Source organism: Actinacidiphila yeochonensis CN732, assembly GCF_000745345.1.
Taxonomy (GTDB): domain Bacteria; phylum Actinomycetota; class Actinomycetes; order Streptomycetales; family Streptomycetaceae; genus Actinacidiphila; species Actinacidiphila yeochonensis.
In genome coordinates this window covers 4,778,474-4,802,360 of record NZ_JQNR01000005.1, presented here as the reverse complement: position 1 = coordinate 4,802,360, position 23,887 = coordinate 4,778,474, and the positions used below count along the sequence as shown (strand labels likewise).

Annotated in this window: 16 protein-coding genes; 9 read left to right on the top strand and 7 right to left on the bottom strand. The window is 72.7% G+C overall.

Annotated features, from left to right (window positions below; translation table 11 throughout):
• Positions 1-287: 287 nt before the first annotated feature.
• On the bottom strand, positions 288-476 hold the full coding sequence (locus tag BS72_RS32960; protein ID WP_232792600.1) for a hypothetical protein: 189 nt from the start codon (positions 474-476) through the stop codon (positions 288-290).
• Between the two features lie 108 nt (positions 477-584).
• Between BS72_RS32960 and BS72_RS31575 the strand changes: the two genes are divergently transcribed.
• The 5 genes from BS72_RS31575 (at position 585) to BS72_RS31555 (ending at position 12,276) form a co-directional block, all read left to right on the top strand.
• Entirely contained in the window at positions 585-3,659 is a 3,075-nt protein-coding gene (locus BS72_RS31575) for an ATP-binding protein (protein WP_078901790.1), read from the top strand.
• A 427-nt stretch (positions 3,660-4,086) separates the two neighbouring features.
• A complete protein-coding gene (locus tag BS72_RS31570) occupies positions 4,087-8,172 on the top strand; it encodes a Kelch repeat-containing protein (protein WP_051951895.1) in 4,086 nt (1,361 codons plus the stop codon).
• 805 nt (positions 8,173-8,977) lie between these two features.
• Positions 8,978-9,796 (top strand): 6-phosphogluconolactonase, encoded by an 819-nt coding sequence (locus BS72_RS31565; protein WP_232792599.1) that lies wholly within the window; start codon positions 8,978-8,980, stop codon positions 9,794-9,796.
• A gap of 123 nt (positions 9,797-9,919) precedes the next feature.
• Entirely contained in the window at positions 9,920-11,221 is a 1,302-nt protein-coding gene (locus BS72_RS31560; RefSeq protein WP_037915413.1) for a family 4 glycosyl hydrolase, read from the top strand.
• Positions 11,218-12,276: a BadF/BadG/BcrA/BcrD ATPase family protein gene (locus BS72_RS31555; RefSeq protein WP_037915412.1), complete on the top strand. Its 1,059-nt coding sequence runs from the start codon at positions 11,218-11,220 to the stop codon at positions 12,274-12,276. The genes BS72_RS31560 and BS72_RS31555 overlap by 4 nt, the downstream gene beginning before the upstream one ends.
• 252 nt (positions 12,277-12,528) lie before the next feature.
• On the opposite strand, the gene BS72_RS31550 is transcribed toward BS72_RS31555, so the two are convergent.
• The gene (locus BS72_RS31550) at positions 12,529-13,269 is read right to left on the bottom strand and encodes a GntR family transcriptional regulator (protein WP_037915411.1); all 741 of its coding nucleotides are present in this window, start codon (positions 13,267-13,269) and stop codon (positions 12,529-12,531) included.
• A 147-nt stretch (positions 13,270-13,416) separates the two neighbouring features.
• Between BS72_RS31550 and BS72_RS31545 the strand changes: the two genes are divergently transcribed.
• The 3 genes from BS72_RS31545 to BS72_RS31535 are packed head-to-tail and all read left to right on the top strand — an operon-like array spanning position 13,417 to position 16,579.
• Positions 13,417-14,793, top strand: coding sequence for an ABC transporter substrate-binding protein (locus BS72_RS31545; RefSeq protein WP_037915407.1), 1,377 nt, complete (start codon positions 13,417-13,419; stop codon positions 14,791-14,793).
• A complete protein-coding gene (locus BS72_RS31540) occupies positions 14,790-15,767 on the top strand; it encodes a carbohydrate ABC transporter permease (RefSeq protein WP_051951893.1) in 978 nt (325 codons plus the stop codon). The genes BS72_RS31545 and BS72_RS31540 overlap by 4 nt, the downstream gene beginning before the upstream one ends.
• Positions 15,767-16,579, top strand: coding sequence for a carbohydrate ABC transporter permease (locus BS72_RS31535; RefSeq protein ID WP_037915404.1), 813 nt, complete (start codon positions 15,767-15,769; stop codon positions 16,577-16,579). The genes BS72_RS31540 and BS72_RS31535 overlap by 1 nt, the downstream gene beginning before the upstream one ends.
• 97 nt (positions 16,580-16,676) lie before the next feature.
• Here the strand turns inward: BS72_RS31535 and BS72_RS31530 are convergent, their stop codons facing one another.
• Together BS72_RS31530 and BS72_RS31525 are read right to left on the bottom strand one after the other, a co-directional pair.
• Positions 16,677-17,147, bottom strand: a complete 471-nt coding sequence (locus BS72_RS31530) for a nuclear transport factor 2 family protein (RefSeq protein ID WP_051951892.1) — start codon at positions 17,145-17,147, stop codon at positions 16,677-16,679.
• A gap of 74 nt (positions 17,148-17,221) precedes the next feature.
• The gene (locus tag BS72_RS31525; protein ID WP_037915402.1) at positions 17,222-17,908 is read right to left on the bottom strand and encodes an alpha/beta fold hydrolase; all 687 of its coding nucleotides are present in this window, start codon (positions 17,906-17,908) and stop codon (positions 17,222-17,224) included.
• A 188-nt stretch (positions 17,909-18,096) separates the two neighbouring features.
• On the opposite strand from BS72_RS31525, the gene BS72_RS31520 reads away from it, so the two are divergent.
• Positions 18,097-19,167: a DUF2786 domain-containing protein gene (locus BS72_RS31520; RefSeq protein ID WP_037915398.1), complete on the top strand. Its 1,071-nt coding sequence runs from the start codon at positions 18,097-18,099 to the stop codon at positions 19,165-19,167.
• Between the two features lie 342 nt (positions 19,168-19,509).
• Here the strand turns inward: BS72_RS31520 and BS72_RS31515 are convergent, their stop codons facing one another.
• From BS72_RS31515 to BS72_RS31505, 3 genes are all read right to left on the bottom strand, one after another.
• Positions 19,510-20,817 carry a ricin-type beta-trefoil lectin domain protein gene (locus BS72_RS31515; RefSeq protein ID WP_078901788.1) on the bottom strand — a complete coding sequence of 436 codons (1,308 nt, stop codon included), beginning with the start codon at positions 20,815-20,817 and terminating at the stop codon, positions 19,510-19,512.
• A gap of 255 nt (positions 20,818-21,072) precedes the next feature.
• Positions 21,073-23,304, bottom strand: a complete 2,232-nt coding sequence (locus BS72_RS31510; RefSeq protein ID WP_157856381.1) for a LamG domain-containing protein — start codon at positions 23,302-23,304, stop codon at positions 21,073-21,075.
• Positions 23,305-23,570: 266 nt separating this feature from the next.
• Positions 23,571-23,867, bottom strand: a complete 297-nt coding sequence (locus BS72_RS31505; protein ID WP_037915395.1) for an SCO5918 family protein — start codon at positions 23,865-23,867, stop codon at positions 23,571-23,573.
• Positions 23,868-23,887 lie beyond the last annotated feature (20 nt).

Below are 23,887 nucleotides of genomic sequence, written 5' to 3'. Positions count from 1 at the left end.
CACCACCCCGATCCCACCGCACCTCCGCCACCTCACCCGTGTACAGCCTCTGTTCACCTCATCTGACCTGGAGCACCATCGGGAAGATCACCGGCGGATCAACGGGCACTACTGAGGTGACGATTCATCGGCCTGCCCAACAGGCAGGCTGCAAAAAGCTTTTGATGACCCATCACGTATGCTGGACAAAGACTCCGCGAACGCGGTCGACGTGACGGCCGTAGCGTCGATGTGTCACCTACCAGAATCAGACGCGGAGTTGGACGGCGGATTCCTCAACCATCGCTTCACTCCCCCATGGGCCTGGACCGCTGTCCGCGGAAGAGATCCAGCGCCCACCCCGCCGCAACGCACCAGGGCGTACCGATCCCGGCCAGCCGCTCCGCGACCTGCTCCGGCCGCCAGGCATCCGCCCACCGAGCCTCCAGTTCAGCGGCGTCGAGGACGGAGCCACCGGACGGTACACAGTCGGTCACCGTCCCGACCATACGGCCCCAGCGGGCAGTCCGGAGCGCTACCGCTCCGTCCCGACGCCGACGTGGGGCCTTCGCGCGGCCGGCGGACGCCCTTGGGGCTGGGACACGATGCCGCACGGCCATCCGCGCCTGCGTGCCCGACGCGTCCCCGGCGGCCTCCGGCGGCCCGACGACGAAGGTGGCGTGGGCCCCGAGAGTGGACGAGAATCGACCGGTTGCGCAGGCGGGACGGGAGGGACGGTCGTGTGGATAGCTGAACGCGGGTTGCGGCGGACGCGGTTCGTCGGACGTGACGCCGAACTCGCCCGAATTGTGGAGGTATTGGCGCTCCCTCCAGCTTTCGTGCTGGTCGAGGGAGAGGGCGGCATCGGCAAGAGCCGGCTGGTGCGCGAGGCGATCCGGGCCGTCGATCCCGAGGACGTCCGCACGCTGTACGCGCAGTGCCCGCCCTTCGTCGAGGGGTTCACGCTGGGGCCCCTGGTGGACGCCGTCCGGCAGGCCGCGCCGGACATCGCCGGCCTAGGACTCTCCGCCCTCTCCGGCGTCCTGCGCCCGTTGTTCCCCGAGTGGGCCGACGCCCTGCCGCCCGCCCCGCAGCAGCCGGCGGACCCCGACGCCGTGCGCCATCAGCTCATCCGGGCGCTCGCCGACCTGGTGGACCGTCTCGGCGTCCGCGTTCTCGTCGTCGAGGACGTGCACTGGGCCGACGCCGCCACGCTGGACTTCCTGGTCCACCTCAGCACCCGCCGACCCCGGCCCCCGGGCCTGGTGCTGACCTGTCGTCCCAGCGAGGTGCCGCCCGGCTCACCGTTGCGGCGGCTGACCTCCCGCCCGGCCGACGGCGTCAGCCGGGCCCGCGTCGTTCTGGAGGGCCTGCCGCTGTCCGAGAGCGCCGCCCTGGTGTCCTCGATGCTGGACGGCGGGCGCGCGTCGGCTGAACTCGCCGGCTACCTGCACGACCGCACCGAGGGCGTGCCGCTGGCCCTGGAGGAGTGCGTCCGCCTGTTGCGCGACCGGAACGACCTGGCCCTGCGGGACGGCGAGTGGACCCGGCGGTGCCAGAACGAGATCGCCGTGCCGGCCACCATCCGCGACGCGGTCGGCGAGCGGGTCGCCCGCCTGGCCCCCGACGCGCGGCACGTGCTCCTGGCGGCCGCCGTACTCGCCGACCCCGTGGACGAGCGGACCCTGGCCGCCGTCTCCGCCCTGCCACCGGCCCGCTGGTTGGCCGCCCTCGGGCAGGCCCTGGCCAGCGGGCTCCTCGACGACACCCAGGACGCCCACAACGGGACACCGGCGAGCCACGGGCGGTTCTTCTACCGCCACGTGCTCGCCGCCAGAGCCGTCTATGAACAGGCGCCCGCCCACGAGCGCAGGGGCGCGCACCGCCGGGCCGGCGAAGTCCTGGAGGCCACGACGCCGCCCCCGGTCGTCCGGCTCGCCCACCACTTCAGGCTGGCCGGGGAGTTCGACCGCTGGTCCGGCTACGCCCGGCAGGCCGTCGATCTCGCGCTGGTCTCGGGCAACCCCACCACCGCGATGACGCTGCTGCACGCCCTGATCACGGACCCCGCCCTGCCCCCCGCCGAGGCCGCGGCGCTCACCGGCAGGCTGCCGCTGTACACCTCCACCGGCGATCCCCGGCAGCGTGAGATCATCCAGAGCCTGCGGTCGGTGCTGGCGTCGGAGGGGCTCGACGTGCACGAGCGCGCCGCCGTCCGGGCCCAGCTCGGCCGGCTGCTCGTCGTCACGGGGGAACACACCCGAGGCGCGGCCGAACTCGAACTGGCCATCCCCGACCTCGCCCACGGCGGATACGCGGTCGCCTCGACGATGGCCCTGCTCGGCATCCCCGTGCACGAGTCGTGGCCGATCGCGACCCATCTGCGCTGGCTGAAGCGTGCCGAGTCCGTCGCGTCGGCCGGCACCGTCTCCGCCGACGAGGCGCGGACCCTCCATGTGGACCGGGCGACCGCCCTGCTCGACCTCGGCGAACGGTCGGGCTGGGAGCTGGCGAGGCGCTTCGACGCGGACCCGTCGAATCCGCGGACCGGCCGCCAGGTCGCCCGCCTGCTCCTCAACCTGGGCAGCCAGTCCGTGAACTGGGGGCGCTACGAGGACGCCCGGCGCCACCTGGCCGGCGCCGTCGAGATCGCGGAGCGCCATGGCTACCTGCGGCTGCGGGACATGGCCCTGGTCACCCGGGACCATCTGGACTGGTTCACCGGTGCCTGGGACGGCCTGGACGAACGGGTCGCCTCCTGGGGGGAGGTGGGCGAAGAGCCGTTGATCCGGATGGACTCCCAGCAGGTCGCCGCGATGCTGCGGTCCGCCCGTAGCGGGCCGGACAGCGAGGTCCTGCGGATGCTGGGCACGGTGCGCGAGGAGAGCGCCCGGCGCGGCGCGATGAACGTGTTCGTGGAATCGGCCGGGGCGCTCGGGCGAGTCGCCGGCCACCCGGCGAAGACACTGGAGGCGACGAAGGAGCCGGTGCGCCGGATGGTCCGCAAGGGTGTCTGGCTGTGGGCGGCCGATCTGCTCCCACCACACCTCGGGGCCCTGCTCGCGCTCGGCCACCGCGCGGAGGCCGAGGCTCTCACCGCGACTTTCGCGGAGGGCGCGCGCGGCCGGGAGATCCCGGTGCTCACGGCGACCCTGGCCAGCTGCCGGGCCCTGCTCGCCGAGGGCGGCGGCCGGGCGGCCCTGTCGGCTGCCGCCTGGCAGGCAGCCGCCGAGGCGTGGCTGGCACTGCCGCGTCCGTACCACGCCGCTCTCGCGCGGGAGCACGCCGCGCGCTGGCTGCTCGCGGCCGGGCAACCCGGGGCCGCTGTTCGTGAACTGCGAGCGGCGCTGGAGGAGTTCACCGCACTCGGCGCCCGGCACGACGCCGAGCGGGCGCGGCGGGCGCTGGCGGAGCTGGGTGAGCGTGAAGGGGAGCGGCGAGCCGGGCGCCGCGGTTACGGCGACCGCCTCTCACCACGTGAACAGGAGGTCGTGCGCCTGGTGGTACGGGGGCTGACGAATCGTCAGATTGCCGAGATCCTGTCCCGGTCGCCGAAGACGGTGGCCACACAGGTGAATTCAGCGATGCGTAAACACGGCGTTTCCTCCCGTACGGCACTGGCGGTGAGGATCGCCCAGCGCGGCTACGGGGACGGCCCGCCCGGCTCAGCTCCGGACTGAGCGAGCGGCCCCGGCGCGGTGGGCACACCTCGCGGCGGGAGGGCGGCCGGGAGGGCGGCCACGTGCTGCCGCCGCGGCGCCGGACGCGGCTGCCGGGGAGGCGAGCGGCCGGCTCCGTTTCCCCTGCCGCCGGGCACGCCGCGGGGGCTCCCCGACGGTGCGCCGGAGCACGCGTATCCGCAGTCGGGAGGGCGTGCGGCGGGTGCGCCGCCGGAACGGGTGCGCCACGCACCATTCGTCCAGCATGCGCGTTCCGCCGGGAGGCCGGCGTTAGGTCAGGTGACCTAAACAACGTCCGGACGAGGCCGAACGCGTTGACAGGACTCGCAGGCGGGCGGCCAATGGGCTCGGCGATCACCCGCGTCGCCGTCCCCCGGTGAAGAGAACACCGGGCACCCCCCCTGCCCTCACCCACAGGAGTCGAGCTTTGCCATCTGCCACCAGGACCGGCGTCGCCGTACGGCGAAGACTGGCCGCCGGAATCGCCGGGCTCGGAGCCGTCGCGCTGGCTGTACTGGGTCTCCCCGCCCAGGCACACGCGGCGTCCCCGGCCACGACCTCCCAGGCCACCTCCACCGCGGCGTCCCCGGCCACGAGCACGTCCGGTCCGTCAGCCTCCACGCCGTCCGCCAACGTCGGCAACGCCGCCTTCCAGCCCAGCTGCGGCGCGCCCGCGAAGGGCGCGTTCGCCTGCTACGCGCTGCACCGCACCGGTCTCAAGGCGAGGAAGGGCGTGCAGGCCGAGGCCGCGACCCCGGGCGGCTACGGTCCCAGCGACCTGACCAGCGCCTACAACCTGCCCTCGGACGGCGGCGCCGGCCAGACGATCGCCATCGTCGACGCCTTCGACGACCCCGACGCCGAGGCCGACCTGGGCGTCTACCGGGCGCAGTACGGGCTCCCCGCCTGCACCACCGCCAACGGCTGCTTCACCAAGGTCGACCAGCGCGGCGGCAGCGACTACCCGGCGCCGAACACGGGCTGGGCCGGAGAGATATCCCTCGACGTCGACATGGTCTCGGCCGTCGCGCCCAACGCCAAGATCCTGTTGGTGGAGGCGGACACCGCCGACGATCTGAACCTCGCGCTGTCGGTGGACACCGCGGTGGAACTCGGCGCCAAGTTCGTCTCCAACTCCTACGGCGACGCGTACGACAGCCAAGCCGGAAGCGGCGAGCACGCTACCGACACGACGGAAATAGACGTCCACTACAACCACCCGGGCGTGGCCGTCGTCGCCTCCTCTGGGGACTCCGCCTACGGTGTGACCTACCCGGCCGCCTCGCCGTACGTGACCTCCGTCGGCGGCACCTCGCTCGTCCGCGACAGCACTTCCCCGCGCGGCTGGAGCGAGAGTGTGTGGAACGACGCCGAGGGCGGGGCCGGCTCCGGGTGCTCGGTCTACGAGCCCAAGCCCGCCTTCCAGAACGACACCGGCTGCGACAACCGGGCGGTCGCCGACGTCTCCGCGGTGGCCGACCCGGAGACCGGGGTGGCCGTCTACCAGACCTACGGGGCCTCCGGCTGGGGCCAGTTCGGCGGCACGAGCGCGGCCTCGCCGATCATCACAGGGGTCTACGCGGACGCCGGCACCCCCGCCGCGGGCACCTATCCCAACTCCTACCCCTACATGGCGGGCGGCGCCGGCATCAACGATGTCACCTCCGGCGACAACGGCGTCTGCGCCCCGGACTACCTGTGCACCGCGGAGAAGGGCTACGACGGCCCGACCGGGCTGGGCACGCCCGACGGCCTGGCGGCGTTCCGCAGCGGGCCGCACGGCGATGTCCGCGGCACCGTGACCGACGCGGCCACCGGCAAGCCCCTCGCGGGCGCCCAGGTGGCGGTGGGCGACTTCACCACCACCACCGCCGCCGACGGCAGCTACGACGTGACGGTGGTCGCCGGGAGCCATGACGTCGCCGTCAAGGCGTTCGGCTACGCCACCAGCGGGGGTCAGGACGTGGCCGTCGACGACGGCGCGACCGTCACCCGCGACTACGCGCTGAAGTCCGTGCCCTCCCACACCGTCTCCGGGAAGGTGACCGACGGCTCGGGCCACGGCTGGCCGCTCTACGCGAAGATCACCGTGAAGGGCTCCCCGCTGAGCGTCTTCACCAATCCGGTCACCGGCGCCTACACGGTGAAGCTACCCGAGAACAGCGACTACACCCTGCACTTCACCACCGCCTACTCCGGCTACAGGGCAGTGCAGAAGACGATCTCGGTCGGGCTGAGCGACCAGAAGCTGAACGTCTCCGTTCCGGTCGACCCCTACGCCGCGTCCACACCGGGCTACCGGATCAAGGACGACGCGCCCGTCGAGACGTTCGACGCCGCCCCCGCCACCCCGGACGGCTGGAGCGTCTCCACCACCAGCTACAGCGACGTCGGTTGGAAGTTCGACGACCCGAACGGCCGGGGCAACCACACCGGCGGCAGCGGCGGCTTCGCCATCGTCGACATGCCCTCCACCGGAGGCTACAGCTTCACCGACAGCACGCTGAGCACACCGTCCTACGACCTCACCGGAGTCTCGTCGCCCGAGATCGACTTCGACACCGACTTCGTGGTGACCAGCGGGCTCGTGTCGCTCGACGCCTCCACCGACGGGGGCAAGAACTGGAAGACCGTCTGGTACACGGTGAGCACGCTGGACGCCGACTCGCACGTCAGCATCCCGCTGCCCGACTACGCCGGGAAGGCGTCGGTGAAGCTGCGCTTCGACTCCGTGAACATCTCGGCGGATGACCTGTACTGGGAGGTCGACGACGTCCAGGTCGGCGAGCTCGTCCCGCAAGCGGTGCCAGGCGGGCTGATCATCGGCGCCGTCAAGGACGGCAACGACGGCAGCGGGGTGGACGGCGCCGCGGTCACCGCCTCCGGCAGCTCCGCGAAGACGGTCTCCATCGCCACTCCGGGCGACCCGGCCGTCGGCAACGGCCTCTACAGCCTGTTCTCGCCGAGCACGGGCGCGCACAAGGTCACCGCCGCCAAGGGCGGGTACACCTCCGCCTCCGCCACAGCGCACGTCACCGCCGACTCGGTGGTGCGCCAGGACTACACGCTGAAGGCCGGCCGGATCACGGTCGGGCCCGGCTCCGTCGACGCGTCGTCCACCCTGGGCGGCACCACGTCGAGGAAGGTCACCGTCACCAACACCGGCAGTGCCCCCGCCACCGTCCAGCTCACCGAGCAGTCGGGGGACTTCAGCGCGGCCGGGACCGGGGCACCGCTCCAGGAGACCAAGGTCGACGCCTCGCCGGCCGTGGCGGACTCGGCCCAGGCGGCCAAGGACGGGAAGGGAACGCCGCAGCCGACCACGACCGCGTCCACCGGGACGGCGTGGCAGAGCGGCCCCGACGCCCCGACCACGATCATGGACAACGCCGTCGCGGAGAACGACGGCACGATCTACTCGGCGTTCGGGTGGAACGGGAAGACGGACACCGCCGACATGTGGGCCCTCGACCCCGCGTCCGGCACCTGGACGAAGAAGGCGTCCGCGGCCGACACCCGGGAGACCCCCGCCTACGGGTTCATCGACGGCAGGCTCTACGTCGTCGGCGGCTGGGGCCCGATCGGCCCGGACGCCAAACTGGAGATCTACGACCCGGCCACCGACTCCTGGTCCACCGGAGCCTCCAGCCCCGAGGCGTACTACAGCAGCGGCAGCGGAGTGGTCGACGGCAAGCTGTATGTCGTCGGCGGCTGCGGCGGCGGCACCTGCGACATCACCGACGTGCAGGTCTACGACCCGACCACCGACTCCTGGACGGCCGCGGCGCGGTACCCGGAGCCGGTCGCCTCTCCGTCCTGCGCCGCCATCAACGGCAAGCTCTACTGCGCCGGCGGTGACAACGACGAGGGCGAGGTGGCGCACTCCTACGTCTACGACCCCAAGAAAAACACCTGGACGGCCATCGCCGACCTGCCCGCACCGATGTGGGGCGCGGCCGGCAGCGCCGCCAACGGGCAGCTTCTGCTCAGCACCGGTGTCTCCGGCGGCGCCATCACCAACAGGGGGTACGCCTACGACCCGAAGACCGATGCGTGGAGCAGCCTGCCCAACGCCAACACCGCCACCTACGGCGCGGCCGCGGCCCCCGGCCTGTACAAGATCGGCGGCGGTACGTCCATCACGACGCCGACCTCGTCCGTGGAGCTGCTGCCCGGCTATGACCAGCCGAGCGACACCGGCGCCGACTGGCTCCGCGAGAGTGCCGGGAAGCTGACGCTCCGGCCGGGTGAGCACGCCACCGTCACCCTCTCCATGAGCGCCTCGCCGACCACCGGCACGCCCCAGCCCGGCACCTACCGGGCCGAGTTGCTGGTCTCCACCAGCACGCCGTACCACGTTCCGTCGGTCCCGGTGACGCTGACGGTGAAGCCCTCGAAGCACCGGGGCTCCACCACGCACGGCGCCGGCCCCGCTTCCGGAAGCCGCAGCGGCCTCCACCAGGGTGACGGCGGTACCGCTCGACGTCCCGCCCAGGACGAGGTCCTCGGCTGACAGGGCACAGAACCTGACGTCAGGACCCGCTGGGCCGCCCTCCGTCCGCCATTCCGAACCACGGCGGACGGAGGGCTCGCCCGCCTGGTCGCACCGCGTTCTCCTCGCCGGTGCGGCCGGGCGACGACGGCGGGGAAGGGAGGTCGAGCCGGTCCCGGCCGACCTCGCCGACGTGCCTCCTGCGCCGCGAGAGCGGCGTCGTCCTCGCGCGGGCCGGCGGGAGCCCCGGCCGGGTCCCGGAGAGGCCCCCGCGCTCGCCGCCACGCGGGGCGCCATCGGGTCCGAGCACCCCGGCGCCCCTGGTCCTCCGCCTGCGCGAAGCCGGCGACGGCGCCGGCGACGGCGCCGTCGCACCGATTCCGGCACCGGCTCCTCGGTCCGGCGGGGGCTTCCCCCCGCGGAAGCCGTTTCTCCGCTCTTCCTCCGCCTCTTCCTCAGCCTCTCCCTCCGCCACGCCGATGCCCATGACGTCCGGGCTCCCCTTCCGGGCGGTGGATGCCCCGACCGCCGGGAGGCGGGTCACCGCGGCGGCTGACGCACCGCCGACTCGTGTACAGATACGCCAACGCGCGGCGAGGTGCTCCCGGTTGCCCTTCGGCTCTCGCCGTCCGCGCGCTCCACGCCCCCGCCCTACCCGGGTCCACCCGGGCGGGACGGGGGCGTCGCCGTGTGCTCCGCGGACCGCAGTGACGCCATGCCGGGCGGTCGGGCGGCGCGCTCTGCGGGTACCGCACAGACCGTTGCGTAGACCAGTCAGACCAGGGTAAGGTCAATGGCATATCTGGTCCATGAAGGAGTTGACTCTGTGCGTGTCGCACCCACTGTGTTCCATGACGCCGAGGCGCTGGGGCGCGCGCTCGCCGCTGAGATCGCGGACGAGATCGACGGCGCAGCGCACGACGGGCGGCGGTATGTCCTGGGGTGTCCCGGCGGCCGCAGCGCGCACAGCACGTACCGCGCACTCGCCGACGAGGTCGCCGCGCGCGGCCTGGACCTCGGGCACGTCGTGGTCGTCATGATGGACGAGTACGTCGAACAGGACCGGGACACCGCCGCGTTCCGGCGGATCGACCCCGCACTCCGGCACAGCTGCGTGCGGTTCGGCCGGGAGGAGATCGTCCAGCCGCTCGACGCGGCGGCCGGTCCGGGACGCGGCATCGCCGCCGACCACTTCCTGGTGCCCGACCCGGCCGATCCCGGCGCCTACGACGAGCGGATCGCGGCCCTCGGCGGCATCGACCTCTTCCTGCTCGCCTCCGGCTCCGGCGACGGGCACATCGCCTTCAACCCCGTCGGCACCCGGTCCGACGCCGGCACCCACGTGGTGGCGCTGACCGAGCAGACCCGCCGGGACAACCTGGCGACCTTCCCGAGCCTGCGCGGCCTGGCCGACGTCCCCCTGCACGGGGTCACCGTGGGCGTCGGCACCATCCGCGAGCACTCCAGGCGCGTGGTGATGGTGGCGCACGGCACGGACAAGGCCAAGGCGGTCAGCCGGCTCGCCGGAGCCGACCGCTACCAGCCCGACTGGCCGGCCACCGTCTTCACCGACTGCGCCCAGCCGCGCCTCTACGTCGACCGGGCAGCCCTGCAAGCCGCAGAGGCCCTGACGGCCTCGACCTGACAGCCGGTTCGGCCCGGACCACCCCGGCCCCGGCCGACCCGCCCCGGCCGCCGCGGCGGCACGCGTACCGCCAACCCGACCGGACACCCTGATGTCCGAACCCGATGAGATCCTGGAGGATCCATGGCCCGCGTCAAGATTGCCTACCTCGGTGGCGGCTCCTCGCGCGCTCCCGGCACCATGGCGTCGTTCATGCACCACGGTGCGGAGTTCGACGGCTCCGAGTTCGTGCTGATCGACCTCGACCCCGACCACCTCGAAGTGGTCAGGACGCTCACGGAGCGGCTGGCCCGCAACGCCGGGCTGGACATCACCGTCACGGCCACCACCAACCAGCGCGAGGGCCTGCGGGACGTCGACGCGGTGCTCTCCAGCTTCCGTCCCGGCGGCTTCGGCGCCCGCGCGATCGACGAGCGCATCCCGCTGAAGTACGGCGTCATCGGCCAGGAGACGCAGGGGCCCGGCGGCATGATGATGGCGCTGCGCTCGGTGCAGGTGATCAAGGAGCTGTGCGCCAACCTCGGCGAGGTGGCGCCGAACGCCCGCATCTTCAACTACACCAACCCGGTCAACATCGTCTCCCAGGCCGTCTCGGACTACACCGACATCCCGATCGCGTCCTTCTGCGAGGGCCCGATCGTCTTCCCGCCGGTGGTCGCCAAGGCGGCCGGCCTGGACCCGGAGAAGCTCAAGGCCAACCTGGTCGGCATCAACCACAACTGCTGGTCCAACGAGGCCACCTACGACGGGCAGGACGCCTTCCCGATCCTGCGCGAGCGCTACGAGGCGCTCAAGGACAAGCCCACCGACGACGTCAACGGCCTGCGCGCGCTGCACCTGGCGGTGGCGATGGAGTCCATCCCGTCGGACTACTTCAACTACTACTACTTCCGCGACGAGATCCTGCGGGAGCGGCAGCTGGCGGCCAAGACGCGCTCCGAGGTCATCATGGACTCGCTGCCCGGCTACTGGGAGCACTACCGCGAGCAGGCGGTCTCCGACGCGCCGCAGCTGGAGCAGGACCGCTCGCGCGGCGGCATCCACGAGCTGGAGCTGGCCATCGACGCCATCAGCGCGTACTACAACGACGCGCCGGCGCGGCTGCCGTTCAACATCACCAACACCGAGGGCTGGCTGCCCGGGTTCGCCGACTCCACGGTGGTCGAGCTGTGGGGCACGGTGGACGGCAAGGGCTTCCACCCCGAGGCGCAGAAGCCGCTGCCGCACTCGGTGCTGGGCATCACCCAGCAGCTGGCGGAGTACCAGATCCTCACCGCCAAGGCCGCGTGGGAGGGGACCGCCGCCGACGCCGTCCGCGCGCTGATGGCCAACCCGCTGGTGCCCTCGCTGTCCGTCGCCGAGGCGCTGTACGCCGAGCTGGCCACCGCCCAGTCCGCCTGGCTGCCGGAGCGGCTGCTCCCGTGACGCGCCCGGCCACCGCGAGCACGCTCTTCCTGGGCGTCGACGCGGGCAACAGCAAGACCGCCGCCCTGGTGTCCACCGCCTCCGGCGAGGTGGTGGGCGCCGGGCGCTCCGGCTGCGGCGACATCTACGGCGCCCCCACACCGGAGGCGGCCGTCGACGAGGTGCTGGCCGCGATCGGGGCCGCGCTGGCCGAGGCCGGGGGCGACCCGGCGGAGCTGTCCCGGCAGCCCTCGCCGTCCGCTCCCCCGGCCGTGGCCGGCGCGGCCTTCCGGCTGGCCGGCGTGGACTGGCCCGAGGACGCGGAGTACTGGGACGGGGCCCTGCGCGCGCGGCAGCCCGCGCTGCTGCGCCGTACCGTCCTCAACGACGGGTACGCCGCGATCCGCTGCGGCGAGCCCAGCGGCGTCGGCATCGCCGTCGCGGGCGGCACGGCCGCGGCGATCGCGGCCCGCGGGCCCGCCGGCCGCTGCTGGGACATGGGCTGGTGGGGCCAGCACGCCATGGGCGCGACCGGCCTGGCGGGCGAGGCCCTGAAGGCGGTGTTCCTCGCCGAGCTCGGCCTCGCCCCCGAGACCGGGCTGACCCGCGCGCTGCTCACCCACTACGGCAAGGCGTCGGTCGCGGAGCTCAACCACTGGCTGACCCGCCGCGAGGGCGGCGCCGGCCCCCGGGACCGCACCAGTTGTGCCAGAACGGTCACCGCGGTGGCCGACAGCGGCGACCCGGTGGCGGTGGGGATCGTCCGCGAGCAGGGCCGCAGGCTGGCCATGTACGCGGGGGTCGCCGCGCGCGAGACCGGCCTGGGCGGCACCGGGGCCCCGGTGAGCGTGGTCCTCTCCGGCTCCGTGCTCACGGCGCCGGGCTCACCGGTCTTGGCGGCCCTGCTGGAGGAGCTGCCGGCGCACGTGCCGCACGCGGCGGCGCACCGCGGCGTGCTGCCGCCGGTGGCCGGGGCACTGCTGGACGCCCTCGCCGAGAACGGCGTGGCGGTGACGCCGGACGTGGTGGCGAGGGTGGCCGGCACCATGCCGCCGGCGGACTTCCTGGCCACCTGAAGGACGGGGCCGCATCCGGGCCGCTCTCAGGGCGCGGCGCGGGGGCGGAACCGCGGAAAGGGCCCCCGGGCCGCATCCCTTGGCAGGGGCGGCCCGGGGGCCTTGGACGTTCCGGCCGGGTCGTCAGACAACCGGGCCGTCCGGCCCCGGGTTCTTCGGCTCCTGGCCTCCGAACGGCTCACAGGGCGCCCCACCGAGGACGTCCCATGGAGGACGCCTCGCGCGCCGGGGGCGCCTCACAGGCCGGACGGCTCACAGGGCGCGGAACAGGTCCGCCTGGAAGCGGTAGGCGTCGCTTCGGTAGGTCATCCGGCCGATCAGCACCACGGCGCCGTCATCGGTGTACGTGGTCTCCTCGCCGATCAGCACCGGTGCCCCCGGCTCGATCAGCAGCAGTTCGGCGGTGGCGTCGTCGGCGGCCTCCGCCCGTACCGAGTACGAGCTGCGCGCGACGCGCAGGCCGCACTCCCGCTCCAGGGTCTCGTAGAGCGAGCGGTCGGTGAGGTCCATGGAGTCCAGCCCGCCGGCCAGGCCGAGCACCACGATGCTGCGGTCCACGCACACCGGAACCCCGTCCAGGCTGCGCAGCCGCCGCAGGTCCAGTACGCGGGCGGCCGGCGCGATGCCCAGCTGCTCGGCCTCCTCGAACGTGGCGGCGCGGGAACGGCTCTCCAGGACCGTCGCCCGCGCCTGCAGTCCGCGGGCCCGGGCCATCTCCGAGAAGCTCTGCAGGGTGCTGGGCGGCTCACCGACCACGTTCCCGCGCACGAACCAGCCGCGCTGCGAGGAGCGTTCGAGCTTGCCCTCCTCGGCCAGCCGCCCCAGCGCCTGGCGGAGCGTCGAACGGCTCACCCCCAGGCTTCCCGCGAGGTCGCGCTCGCCGGGCAGCCGTCCGCCCGCCGGGAACGCGCCGCGGCGCAACGCCTCGCTCAGCCTGCGGTAGGTCTGCGTGACCGCTGCCCCTGCTCCGGTCTCCTCGCCGATGGTCGTCATACGTCCACGATAGCAAGCCGAGCGAACCAGGCGTGCCAGATCGATGATTTCAAACCAGCTGCCGTACATCTGGACTAATTGGTCTGCCAGTCCTAAGCTCGCCGTACCCCCGGGACACCAAACGGTCCACCGACGACAGGAGACATCGTGGTCTCGCGCAGGACAACAGGGCGGATCGGTGCCACGCTGGTTCCGGTCGCAACGGCGGCGCTGCTCGCCGGCTGCATGCCGGGTACCGACGCCGGCGCCGCCGCGAACAGCGGCACGGCGGGGCCGGTCGCGACGGACCCGGCCCGGATGGGCGACGTCACGCTCCAGGTGCTGGACGCCTTCTCCGGCGGCACCGACAACGCGTGGATGTCCGCCGTCGTCTCGGCCTTCGAGAAGAAGTACCCCAACATCACCATCAAGCGGACCTCGCTGCCGTGGGGCGACGTGATGTCCGCCCTGCCGCTGAAGCTGAAGTCGGCGAACCCGCCGGACATCGTGCCGGCCAACAACGGCTGGCAGTCCCTGGGCACCCTCGTCCGCGGCGGACTGGTACTCGACCTGGACAACTACGCCAAGGCGTACGGGTGGAAGCACTCCTTCCCCCAGTCGATCCTCAGCGAGCACGAGTTCAGCCCCGACGGCACCGAGATGGGCACGGGATCGATGTTCGGCGTCCCCGTCGCCCGCGCCTCGCTGATCGAGGTCTACTACAACCGGGCCCTGCTCAAGAAGATCGGCGCCGGCGTCCCGCGCTCCTTCGCCGACTTCCAAGCCGACCTGGCGAAGGCCAAGAAGGCCGGAATCACCCCGATCTCGCTGGGCAACGTGGAGCAGGCCGGGCTCACCGAGCCGTTCTACTCGCTGATGAACTCCCTCGGCTCACCCACCGCCATCTCGGACTTCATCTACTCCCAGGGCACGGCGGAGGTCGCCGCCACCGGCCTCCCGCAGGCGGTGTCCAGCCTCAAGCAGTGGTCCGACAAGGGCTACCTGACCAAGGACTACGCCGGAGTCGCCGCCGCCGACGCCGCCCAGGACTTCGTGAACGGCCAGGGCCTGTTCCACTTCGACTACTCCGGCTCGCTGCCCCTCAAGCCGGGCCAGTCCAAGGACTTCGGCTCCTTCGTGCTGCCCCGCGCCGACGGCGGCAAGCCCGTGGCCACCGCGTCCTCCGCCGCCAACTTCTCCGTGGCCGCCAAGTCCAAGCACGCCGACGCCGCCGCCGCCTTCCTCGACTTCGCCGCCAGCACCCGGGCCGCCGAACTCGCCGTCGCCAACCAGACGATGCCGCTGCTCCACCCGGACGTGCGAGCCCCCGCGGGTGACCCGCTGTTCACCGACGACGTCGCCATCGCCCGGCAGGTATCCGAGGACGGCACCTCCGTCCCCTACCTGGACTGGGCCACTCCGACGCTGCTGGACACCCTCAACGCCGCGCTGCAGAACATGCTGGCCGGGAAGTCCACCCCCGCCTCGGTGGTCACCGCCGCCGAGAAGAACGACGCCGCCTTCCTCAAGACCCTGGCGAGGTGACCTTGTCCACGCTCAGCCACAGCCGTGCCCGCCGCGGCGCCGCACCCCGCCCCGCCGCCGGCACCGACCGCCCCGCCCGCCGCACCGGGCAGCACCGGCCCGCCGCCCACCGGCGACGCCGCCGCTGGCTGGGGCTGGCCTACCTCGCGCCCGGGCTCGTGGTGTACGCGTTCGTCGTGCTCTACCCCGCGGGCCAGAGCGTGCGGGTGTCCCTCTACCACTGGGACGGCATCACCCCCGCCCGCTGGGCCGGACTCGCCAACTACACCGGCTTCCTGCACGACCCGGTGCTGCGGCAGGCCGTCGTCCACACCCTTTACTTCATCGTCTTCTTCGCCGTCCTGCCGATCGTCCTGGGCATGACCAGCGCGGCGCTCACCGCACGCAGGAGCGTCCGCGGCGGCGGGGTCTACCGCTGGATCATCTTCCTGCCCCAGGTCCTCACCCCCGCCGTCGCCGCCGTGGTGTGGAAGCGCATCTACGCCCCGGACGGGCCGCTCAACACGGTGCTGTCCGCGATCGGCCTCGGCGGCCTCACCCGCGGCTGGCTCGGCGACTACACCTGGGCCCTGCCCGCCATCGGCCTGGCCGGCACCTGGGGCGCCTACGGGTTGTGCATGGTGCTCTTCGGCGCCGGCATCCAGAACATCCCGGCCGAACTCTACGACGCCGCCCGGATGGACGGGGCCGGCGCGATACGCGAGTTCTTCACCGTCACCCTTCCGGGCCTGCGCGGCCAGCTGGCCGTCGTGCTCACCCTCACAGTGCTGGCCGCCATCCGCGTCTTCGACATCGTCTGGCTCACCACCCGGGGCGGCCCGGGAACCTCCACCATCACCCCCACCGTGCTCCTCTACCAACGCGCCTTCGCCAACCCGGACATCGGCGCGGCCTGCGCCATCGGCGTCGTCCTCGCGGCGGTCTCGCTGATCGTCTCCCTGATCGTGGTCAAGCTCTCCGAAGGTGACGACTGATGATCTCCGCACGAGAAAAGGCGTTCAACTACGCCTTCCTCACCCTGCTCGCCATCGCCGTACTCTTCCCCATCGCCTGGATACTCGGCGTGGCCCTCAGTCCCAACATCTCCGGGACCCTCGACCTCGGCCACCTGAACTGGTCCAACTTCACCCAGGCCTGGCAGCAGGCCGGTTTCACCCACTACCTCAAGTCCAGCCTCATCATCGCCGGCACCGCGGTGGCCGCCTCGACGGTGCTGGCCGTCCTCAGCGGCTACGCCTTCGGGGTTCTGGGCGTGGTCGGCGAGAAGCTGCTCTTCCCGCTCCTGCTCTTCGGCGTGATGATCCCGACCGAGGCGATCATCGTCCCGCTCTACTACGACTTCCAGGCCGACGGACTCACCGACACCTACCAGGGGATCATCCTCGCCCACATCGGCATGGGCATCAGCTTCGGCGCGTTCTGGATGCGGTCGGCCTTCCGTGCCATACCGGCCAGCATCGGGGAGTCGGCGCAGGTCGACGGCGCCAACACCTGGACCTCCCTGTGGCGGATCTACCTGCCCATCGCCAAGCCGGCCGTCATGACGCTGATCCTGCTCAGCTTCATGTGGACCTGGAACGACTACTTCCTCTCCCTCATCCTCGTCTCCGACCCCGCCCACCAGCCCCTCACCCTCGGACTGGGCGCCTTCTCCGGCCGCTACATGGTCCACGTCAACCTCCTCGCCGCGGCCGCGGTGACCATCTCCCTGCCGGTGGTGGGCCTTTACGCCTTCTTCCAGCGCCAGTTCATCCACGGCATGCTCACCGGCGCGGTCAAGGCCTGACGCGGGGACCGCCGCGCAGCCCCCCGCCACCGCGCCACGGACCCGCCTCCGCGCACGGGGCTCCCATGTGCGTCGGGCAGGGGAGCTGTCGCCCCGTTCAGGGGGAGCAGACCCGGGTCTCGGTCCAGTCGACCATGAGCCGGCGTTCGGCGAAGTACCAGCCGCCGCCGTCGAGTCTGACGAACCGGTCGAGATAGCGGATGGAAGCGATCATGATCGTACGGTTCGGCGGCTGGTCACGAGAGACGTGATGAGCCAGACAGTAGGTCTCGCCCGTGGCGCGGTCGCCGTCGAGAGCGATCACGCTCTGACCGTTGAAGTGGGTGGTGGCCGCGTAGGTGTTCAGGTTGTCGAACACCGGAGCGAGGCTGGCTCTGCCGTTCAGTTCCTGGGTGGGTTCGGAGGCGGTGGCGTCCATGAAGACCAGGAAGCGGGTGTCCTCGGTGAACAGAGCCGCCTGCCCCCGCGCGTCCCTGCGGTCGGCGCAGTGCGCGTAGGCGTCGACCAGCTCGCGGAGGGCGATCCTGTCGGCGGCCTCCGGGGACAGGGTCGGAGTATGTTCGGGCACTGGGCCTCCGTTCACTCGCCGGCCGGCAGCCGGGGTTGCCGGCTGCCCGGCGCCCGGGTCCGGTTCGCCTCGGGTCACCCCTCCAGCGACTTCGCCGCGTCGCGGATGACGTCGAGGACGTACTCGGGGTGCGAGAGCATGGGCACGTGGCTGCTGTCGATGTCGTAGGTCTTCGCACCCATGCGCGCGGCGGCGGCCCGTTCCAGGTCCGGGTTCACAGTGCGGTCGTTGTTCGCGACGATGTACCAGCTCGGCTTCGTGCGCCAGGCGGTGCCGGGGACCTGCTGGTCGAACAGATCGGCGACCGGAACGGCGCCCGTCGAGAGCACGAGCTTCTGCTCCGCCGCCGGCAGGTCGCCGCAGAAGTCGCCGATGCCCGACTCCCGGAGCCAGACGCGGCCGTCGGCGATCTCGACGTGCTCGAACACGGGCGTGCGGGGGAACTTGTCCTGCTCGCCCTGCGAGGTCTCGTCCTCGTCCGGGCCGAGCGCGGCGATGTAGACCAGGGCGCCCACGCGGTCGTGGAGGCCCGCCTTGGTGATCAGGGTCCCGCCGTAGGAGTGGCCGACGAGCACGACCGGGCCGGGCACGTGGTTGATGGCGCGGGTGACGCAGGCGACGTCCCCTTCGAGGGAGTCCAGGCCGTGCTGCGAGCTGAGGACCTCGTGGCCCTCGGCCTGGAGCGTGGGGATGAGCTTGTTGAAGCACGAGCCGTCAGCCCAGAGGCCGTGGGCGAATACGACACTGGCCTTGCCAGCCATGACGTCCTCCTCGGTAGACGCCAGGCCTGGGCGATCGCTACGCCTGGCATTCCTGAGATCACCCTATGTGGCTGCCGCGAGTACCGCTCGCCGCCGGGCCGAGGGGTGCCCCGATCCGCCGCCACCGGGGTGTCGGCACCGGCTGTGCCCCCGGCCGCCACGCAGGCCCGGACAGGGACAATGGTGGGATGGAGGAGTTCGAGACGGCGCTGGCCAGGGCCGCGGCCAGCGGGGACGAGCGGGACCGGGACACGGCCGCTTCACTGGCCGCCGCGCGGTCGGACTGGGCGCGGGTGGCCGCCGCCGCGGCGGCGAGGGTCGTACGCGAGTGCGGTACCCGGGGGTGGCAGGGCGCGGACCTGGCGAGGATGGCCGGGCGCGACCTCGAACCGCGGCACCGCCGGCTTGCCGAGGCGCTGACGGCGGAGGGGGATCTGGAGGACGCGGCCGCGGCGTTCGCCGCCGGAGAGCGGCTCGACCGCTTCTCCACGGCTTCCGCGTGCGTGGAACTGCTCTGCCTGTGGATGACCCTTCCGCGGATTCCCGCGCTCACCGCCGAGCCGCCCGCTCCGTCCCGCGCTGGGGACTCCAAGATGCTCGCCCGGGTCCGCACCCTGCTGGCGAAGGCGGAGTCCACCGGTTTCCCCGAAGAAGCCGAGGCCCTGTCGGCGAAGGCCCAGCACCTCATGGCCAAGCACAGCATCGACGACGCCCTGGTGGCCGCCTCGGGCGCAGAGGGCGGGACGGGGCCGGGCGCCCGCCGGATCGGTGTGGACCGCCCCTACGAGGGCGCCAAGGCGCTGCTGCTCGACGCCGTCGCGACAGCCAACGCCTGCACGTCCGTCTGGTCGGCGGACTTCGGCTTCTCCACGGTCGTCGGGCACCAGGCCGACCTCGAAGCCGTCGAGGTGCTCTACACCTCGTTGCTGGTCCAGGCCGACCGCGCGCTGCACGGCGGGCGGTCGGCCCGCTCGCGGGACTTCCGGGAATCCTTCCTGATCTCCTACGCGAGCCGCGTCCGCGAACGCCTCACCGTCGCCAGGGACGCCGCGGTCGCCGGGGCCGACACCCCGGAGGCCGAGCTGCTGCCCGTCCTCGCCGCCCGCGACCTCGCGGTCCGCGCCGCCACCCGCCGGCTCTTCCCGCACACCACCTCCTCGCGGCTCAAGGGCCGCGACCCTGCGGGCTGGGCGCACGGCCGGGAGGCCGCCGACCGCGCCACCCTCCCGAGCGGCGGCACGCGCAGCCCCACCCGCTGACCCTCGCTCGCCGCCGCCACCGCATCTCGCGTCCTCGCACTCGCCTCACGCGGACCCGCCCTGTCCGTCGACGGCTCCACCGTCGCCACGGCGGGAGGACGACGCGCTCCCGGGCACCCCGAGCCCCGCGGGCACCCGGCGTCGTCGCGGCGGCGCCGGGTGCCCGCGGGCGCGGCGAAGAGCGCACTCGGGCTGTGAGGCGTCGGCGTCTCCCCGTTGGGGGAGGCGCCGACGGTGTCGCGCGACGCACGGCCGCGCCCCCCTGACGGCCATGCGGGCGAGGTCGGCGCGGGGCCGTCAGGTCAGCTGGTCGGACGGTCAGCTGGTCGGACGGTCAGCTGGTCAGCTGGCTGAAAGCGTCCACCGCTGGGCGGCGCTGCCGTTGCAGTCGTAGATCTGCAGCTGGGTGGCGTCGGTGCTGGAGCCGGCCGGATCGTCCAGGCAGCGCCCGGACTCCGGGTTGATCAGCAGGTTGCCGGCGCCGACCGTCCAGCGCTGGGCCCCGCTGCCGTTGCACTGCCAGAGCTGGACCTTCGTCTTGTCGGCGGTCCCGCTGTTGCTCACGTCCAGGCAGCCGCCCAGCGCCCGCAGCGTGCCGCCGTCCGTGGGCGTGTAGGTCCAGCGCTGCGCCCCGCTGCCGTTGCACCCGTAGATCTGCACGGGCGTGCCGTTCGCCGTGTTCGCCCCGGCCACGTCCAGGCACTTGCCGGCGACGCCGGAGTGGGCCACCACGGTGCTCTGCTGCCCGGAGGTCAGCAGAGCGGCCTCCACCAGCGAGGCCGCCGCGCGCATCCCCGCCTCGTTCGGGTGGTACGGGGTACGACCCGCCGCCGGCCGGTAGGTCTCCACCCACGGCGTGGCCGCGCAGGCGTCGTGCCCGTGGCTCGCCGAGGCCAGGTCCACCAGTGTGGCCCCCGCCGTGCTCGCCGCGGTGGCTGTCGCCGCGGCCAGCCGGGTGGCGATGCTCCGCTCGAACGCCGCCTGGCTGTCGGTGAGCGGCACGTTCGCGCACACCCCCGAGTCCGGCAGGATCGTGAAGTAGTCGACCAGGTAGACGTGCGCCAGCGGTGAGGCGCTGTGCACGGCGTTCACCACGTTCTCGAGCCGCCCGGCCAGCTGCCCGAAGGCCTGGTTGATCGCGGCCTGGTCCACCGAGCCGCAGTTGGAGCCCCCGCCGGTCAGGCAGGAGTACGTGTCGATGCTCCCCAGGTAGTCCACGTCGTTGCCGCCGATGGTCACGGTCACCGCGTCGGTCGCGCTCGTCACGGCCTGGACCTGTGGCGGCTGTCCCGACTGCGCGTCGGTCAGCACGTTCGCCGTCGTCGCTCCGTAACAGGACGCGTCCGTCAGATCGGCGCCGATCTCCCGGGCCACGATGCTCGCGTAGTTGTTGTCCGACCGCTTGCACGTGGCGGCCCCGCTGCTCGTCTGCGCGGGCGGAATCCCCGGCCCGGCGGCGTACGAGCTGCCCATGGCGACGTAGTCCAGCCCCGAGCCGCCCCCGGCGGCGTCCGACGCTGCCGCGGTCCCGGCGAACGCGCTGCCCGCGAGCAGTGTCACGGCCGCCGCGGCGGCGAGAGCGAGCAGTGCCCGTCCCAGGGCCCGCCTGCCGCGGCGAGCCGTTCCTGTACTCGTGAGCCGATCCGGCATCGGACACCTCCGCGAAACCTGGGCCGCCCCCGGAGGCGTGCCCGGGCGCGTAACCCGACCAATGACAACATTGTCGTGTTCACAACATAGCTGGCGATATATCACAGGCCAAGCACACGCGCACAGTACCCGGGCATGATCAGCTCGGGTGAAGGGCCCCCGCCGGACAACTCTCCGGCCGCCCAGGGCTTGGGGCCCGGGCGGCCGGAGAGCAGGGTGGCCGGAGAGCTGGGCGGCCGGAGAGCAGGGCGAGGGTCAGCCGTTCAGGCCGGAGATCCCGTTGGAGCCCATGGCGCCCGCCCACAACCCCAGGGAAGTGACTCGTCCCGGGAAGTAGGAGCCCCCCGTCCCGTCGAGGTCAGCCTTGCCGACCGTCAGGTCACCGGAGCCCGGGACCGGCGTGAAGGGCACGGTGCCCTGCTCGTCGGAACCGGTGTAGAGCGAGGCGGTGCCCGCCTGGGCGTCGAAGACGCCCGTCACCTGTACGGGGTTGTCCGCTGTGCCCGGGGTCCAGATCGTGACCTCCTGGCTGACCGCGCCGGTGAACGCGCCGTCTGTCCCGACCCGCCCGAAGAGCCATTCGGTGGCGGGCACGGGCGCGGGGTCGTCCGCGCCGGGGTCGTAGTCGTCGTCGTGGCCGGCGACCCGGTACCAGATGCCCCAGGCCGAGCCGTCCGCCGAGCGCTGACCGACCACCTGGGCGGTCCACCCGTCCGGTTTGCCGCTGATCACCGACATGTCGGGCTGGACGAGGGCGGTCACGGTGAACGATCCCGTGTCGTCGACCACGGTGCCCGGCGTACTGGCCGCGCCGTCCGTCCCGTCCAGCACGATCGCGTTCCCGTCCAGCAGGGCGCCGCCTTCGGTGGTGAGGGTGTGGCCGTACCCGCTGGTGTCCGGCAAGGTCGCACCGCCGGCACCGGACGCGTTCCAGGCGGCGACGTTCGCGACACCGGGCCATCCGTTGTCGGGACTCTCCAGCTTGGCGTCCTGAAGGGCCTCCGAGGCCGAAAGCGTCCGCTGCCAGACCTGCACTTCGTCCAGCAGGCCCTTCCAGTAGCCGGCGGAGGAGCCGGCGCCGTCGGCGGTCGCGGCCCGCCCGAACTCCAGGTCTCCAGAGGCGGTCCGGGCGGTCGCCGCATCGGGGAGGGCGACAGGTGAGCCCTGCGGCCGGCCGTTCACGTAGAGGGTGAGGGTGTGCGCGGCGGAGTCGTAGGCCCCCGCGAGCTGCGTCCAGACGTGGTCCGCGCCGCCCGGCGCCTCGGCGTAGGCGACGTGCCGCGTGCCGGCGCTGTCGTTCCAGGCGTACGAGAACTGCCACGTCCGGTCGCCGGCCGCGTATCGCAGGGCGAAGCCCGAACCGTCGTCGCCGGTCTGGGAGAGGACCGTACGGTCCTGGGCCAGGTCGGTCGGGAAGACCCACGCCGACACGGCGAAGGACGCCGCCGGGTCCAGCACCGGGCCGCTTGTCGCGGCGTAGCCTGCGCTGCCGTCAAGGGTGAGTGCCTGGTCGCCGTCGCCGCGCCGGCCCAGCGCCGTCCAGTCCGCGCCCGTGCCGGAGAGGGCCGCCGCGTGGCGGTCGCCGGCGCCGGTGGCGGTGTCGGACGCGGCCGTCGACGTGTCCCCGGGCTGCCCGTGGTCGAAGTGCCACAGGCCCACGGAGGGCGCGGGCGGCGCCACCTTGAAGAAGACCTGGGTCTGCGCGCCCCAGCCACCGGTCGCGTCCTGGGCCTGCACCACCAGCAGCGGCTGGCCACTGTCCCGCGGGGTGAGCGTCACCGTCGCCGGGGAGCCGGACACCTGAGCCCAGGCCGAATCGGCGAACCGGTACTGGTACGCCACCACCCCGGAGTCGCCCTCGCCCGGAGCGAAGGTGAAGGTGCCCGGGACGCCGGGGCCGCCGTGGGCCGCACAGTCGTCGGCCGTGCACAGGGTGTACGGCCCGCCGGAGGTCACGACCGGCGCGAGCGGACCCGTCGGGTCCACGGTGAAGTAGCACCAGCCGCTGGTGGAAGCGGTGCTGGGCGAGGAGACGTACTCGGTACCGTCAGTGGCGTACGACCAGGTCGAGGCCGCCATCCGGTACAACGTGCCCTCGGTCAGCGGGTCCCTGACCGAGGTGGTGACGACCTGGCCGTCCGTCACGAATCCACTGGACGGGACCAGTTCGCTCTCTTTCTCGTTCCACGTCTGATCCGCCGCGCGGGCCTGTACGTCGAAGTGCGCCCGCAGGTACCCCGACGGTGATCCGCCGGCCGCGAGGTGCACCACCGCCGTCAGGTCCGGAGTCGTGTCCCCGAGCAGGGTCGGTGCGGAACTGTCCGTCGAGCAGGTCGGTTTGCCCGATGCCACGAAGCCCTGCGCGGTCGGCACCGCCGGCTCCGATCCCCCGGCCGCCTGCGCGCTGGTCGCCGTCATCGGCAGCGCCGCGAGCAGCACGCCCACGGCGAGCGCCGCCAACCGTCGTTTGAACCGGATTTTGGGCACGCCGAACGCGTGCGGTCGTCTACGCCTCAAGATCCCCACCCCTAGCTTGCGCGAACGCTTGTGTGGATCAAGCTAGTAGTTCGCGCTGCCGGGGCGTACTGGTTTTCCACCGCGTCGCCGCACCCCCACGCCCCGACGGAGGACCTCCAGGAGACCGCCGCCCCCGCTGAGAGCGGGGGCGGCGGCGGAACCCGGCCTCGTCACCGTGCTCCGACCGGCCCGGTCGCGCCCCTCCCCCGTCGTGGGCTCGGGCGCGCCGGGGCCGGTTACGCCGGTGTCGGAGTTCCGAGCATGGCTGCCGCCGTGTCGAGCGTGGTGAGGGCGGGCGCGGGCGCGGGGCGGCAGGTGAAGCCGAGGCCGCTCATCGCCCGCGTGACCTCGGCGGCGGAGAAGTCACGGCGGTCCTGCCCGGTGAGCACCTGGCCGACCTGCTTGACGGGGTAGGTGCGGCGGCCGATGATCACGGACTCACCGGTGACGGGTTCGGGTTTGATGCCCTTCATCGCTTCCAGCACTTCGCTCTTGACGAGGTTGAAGGCGAAACGGGCGATGACACAACGCATGATGCCTCACAGGTTGGCGG

What these genes read in the sequence shown, in the direction of transcription:
- BS72_RS31515 (WP_078901788.1), bottom strand. Translation starts at nt 20,817, where the DNA reads ATGCCGGATCGGCTCACGAGTACAGGAACGGCTCGCCGCGGCAGGCGG.
- BS72_RS31535 (WP_037915404.1), top strand. Translation starts at nt 15,767, where the DNA reads ATGATCTCCGCACGAGAAAAGGCGTTCAACTACGCCTTCCTCACCCTG.
- BS72_RS31560 (WP_037915413.1), top strand. Translation starts at nt 9,920, where the DNA reads ATGGCCCGCGTCAAGATTGCCTACCTCGGTGGCGGCTCCTCGCGCGCT.
- BS72_RS31525 (WP_037915402.1), bottom strand. Translation starts at nt 17,908, where the DNA reads ATGGCTGGCAAGGCCAGTGTCGTATTCGCCCACGGCCTCTGGGCTGAC.
- BS72_RS31520 (WP_037915398.1), top strand. Translation starts at nt 18,097, where the DNA reads ATGGAGGAGTTCGAGACGGCGCTGGCCAGGGCCGCGGCCAGCGGGGAC.
- BS72_RS31575 (WP_078901790.1), top strand. Translation starts at nt 585, where the DNA reads ATGCCGCACGGCCATCCGCGCCTGCGTGCCCGACGCGTCCCCGGCGGC.
- BS72_RS31550 (WP_037915411.1), bottom strand. Translation starts at nt 13,269, where the DNA reads ATGACGACCATCGGCGAGGAGACCGGAGCAGGGGCAGCGGTCACGCAG.
- BS72_RS31505 (WP_037915395.1), bottom strand. Translation starts at nt 23,867, where the DNA reads ATGCGTTGTGTCATCGCCCGTTTCGCCTTCAACCTCGTCAAGAGCGAA.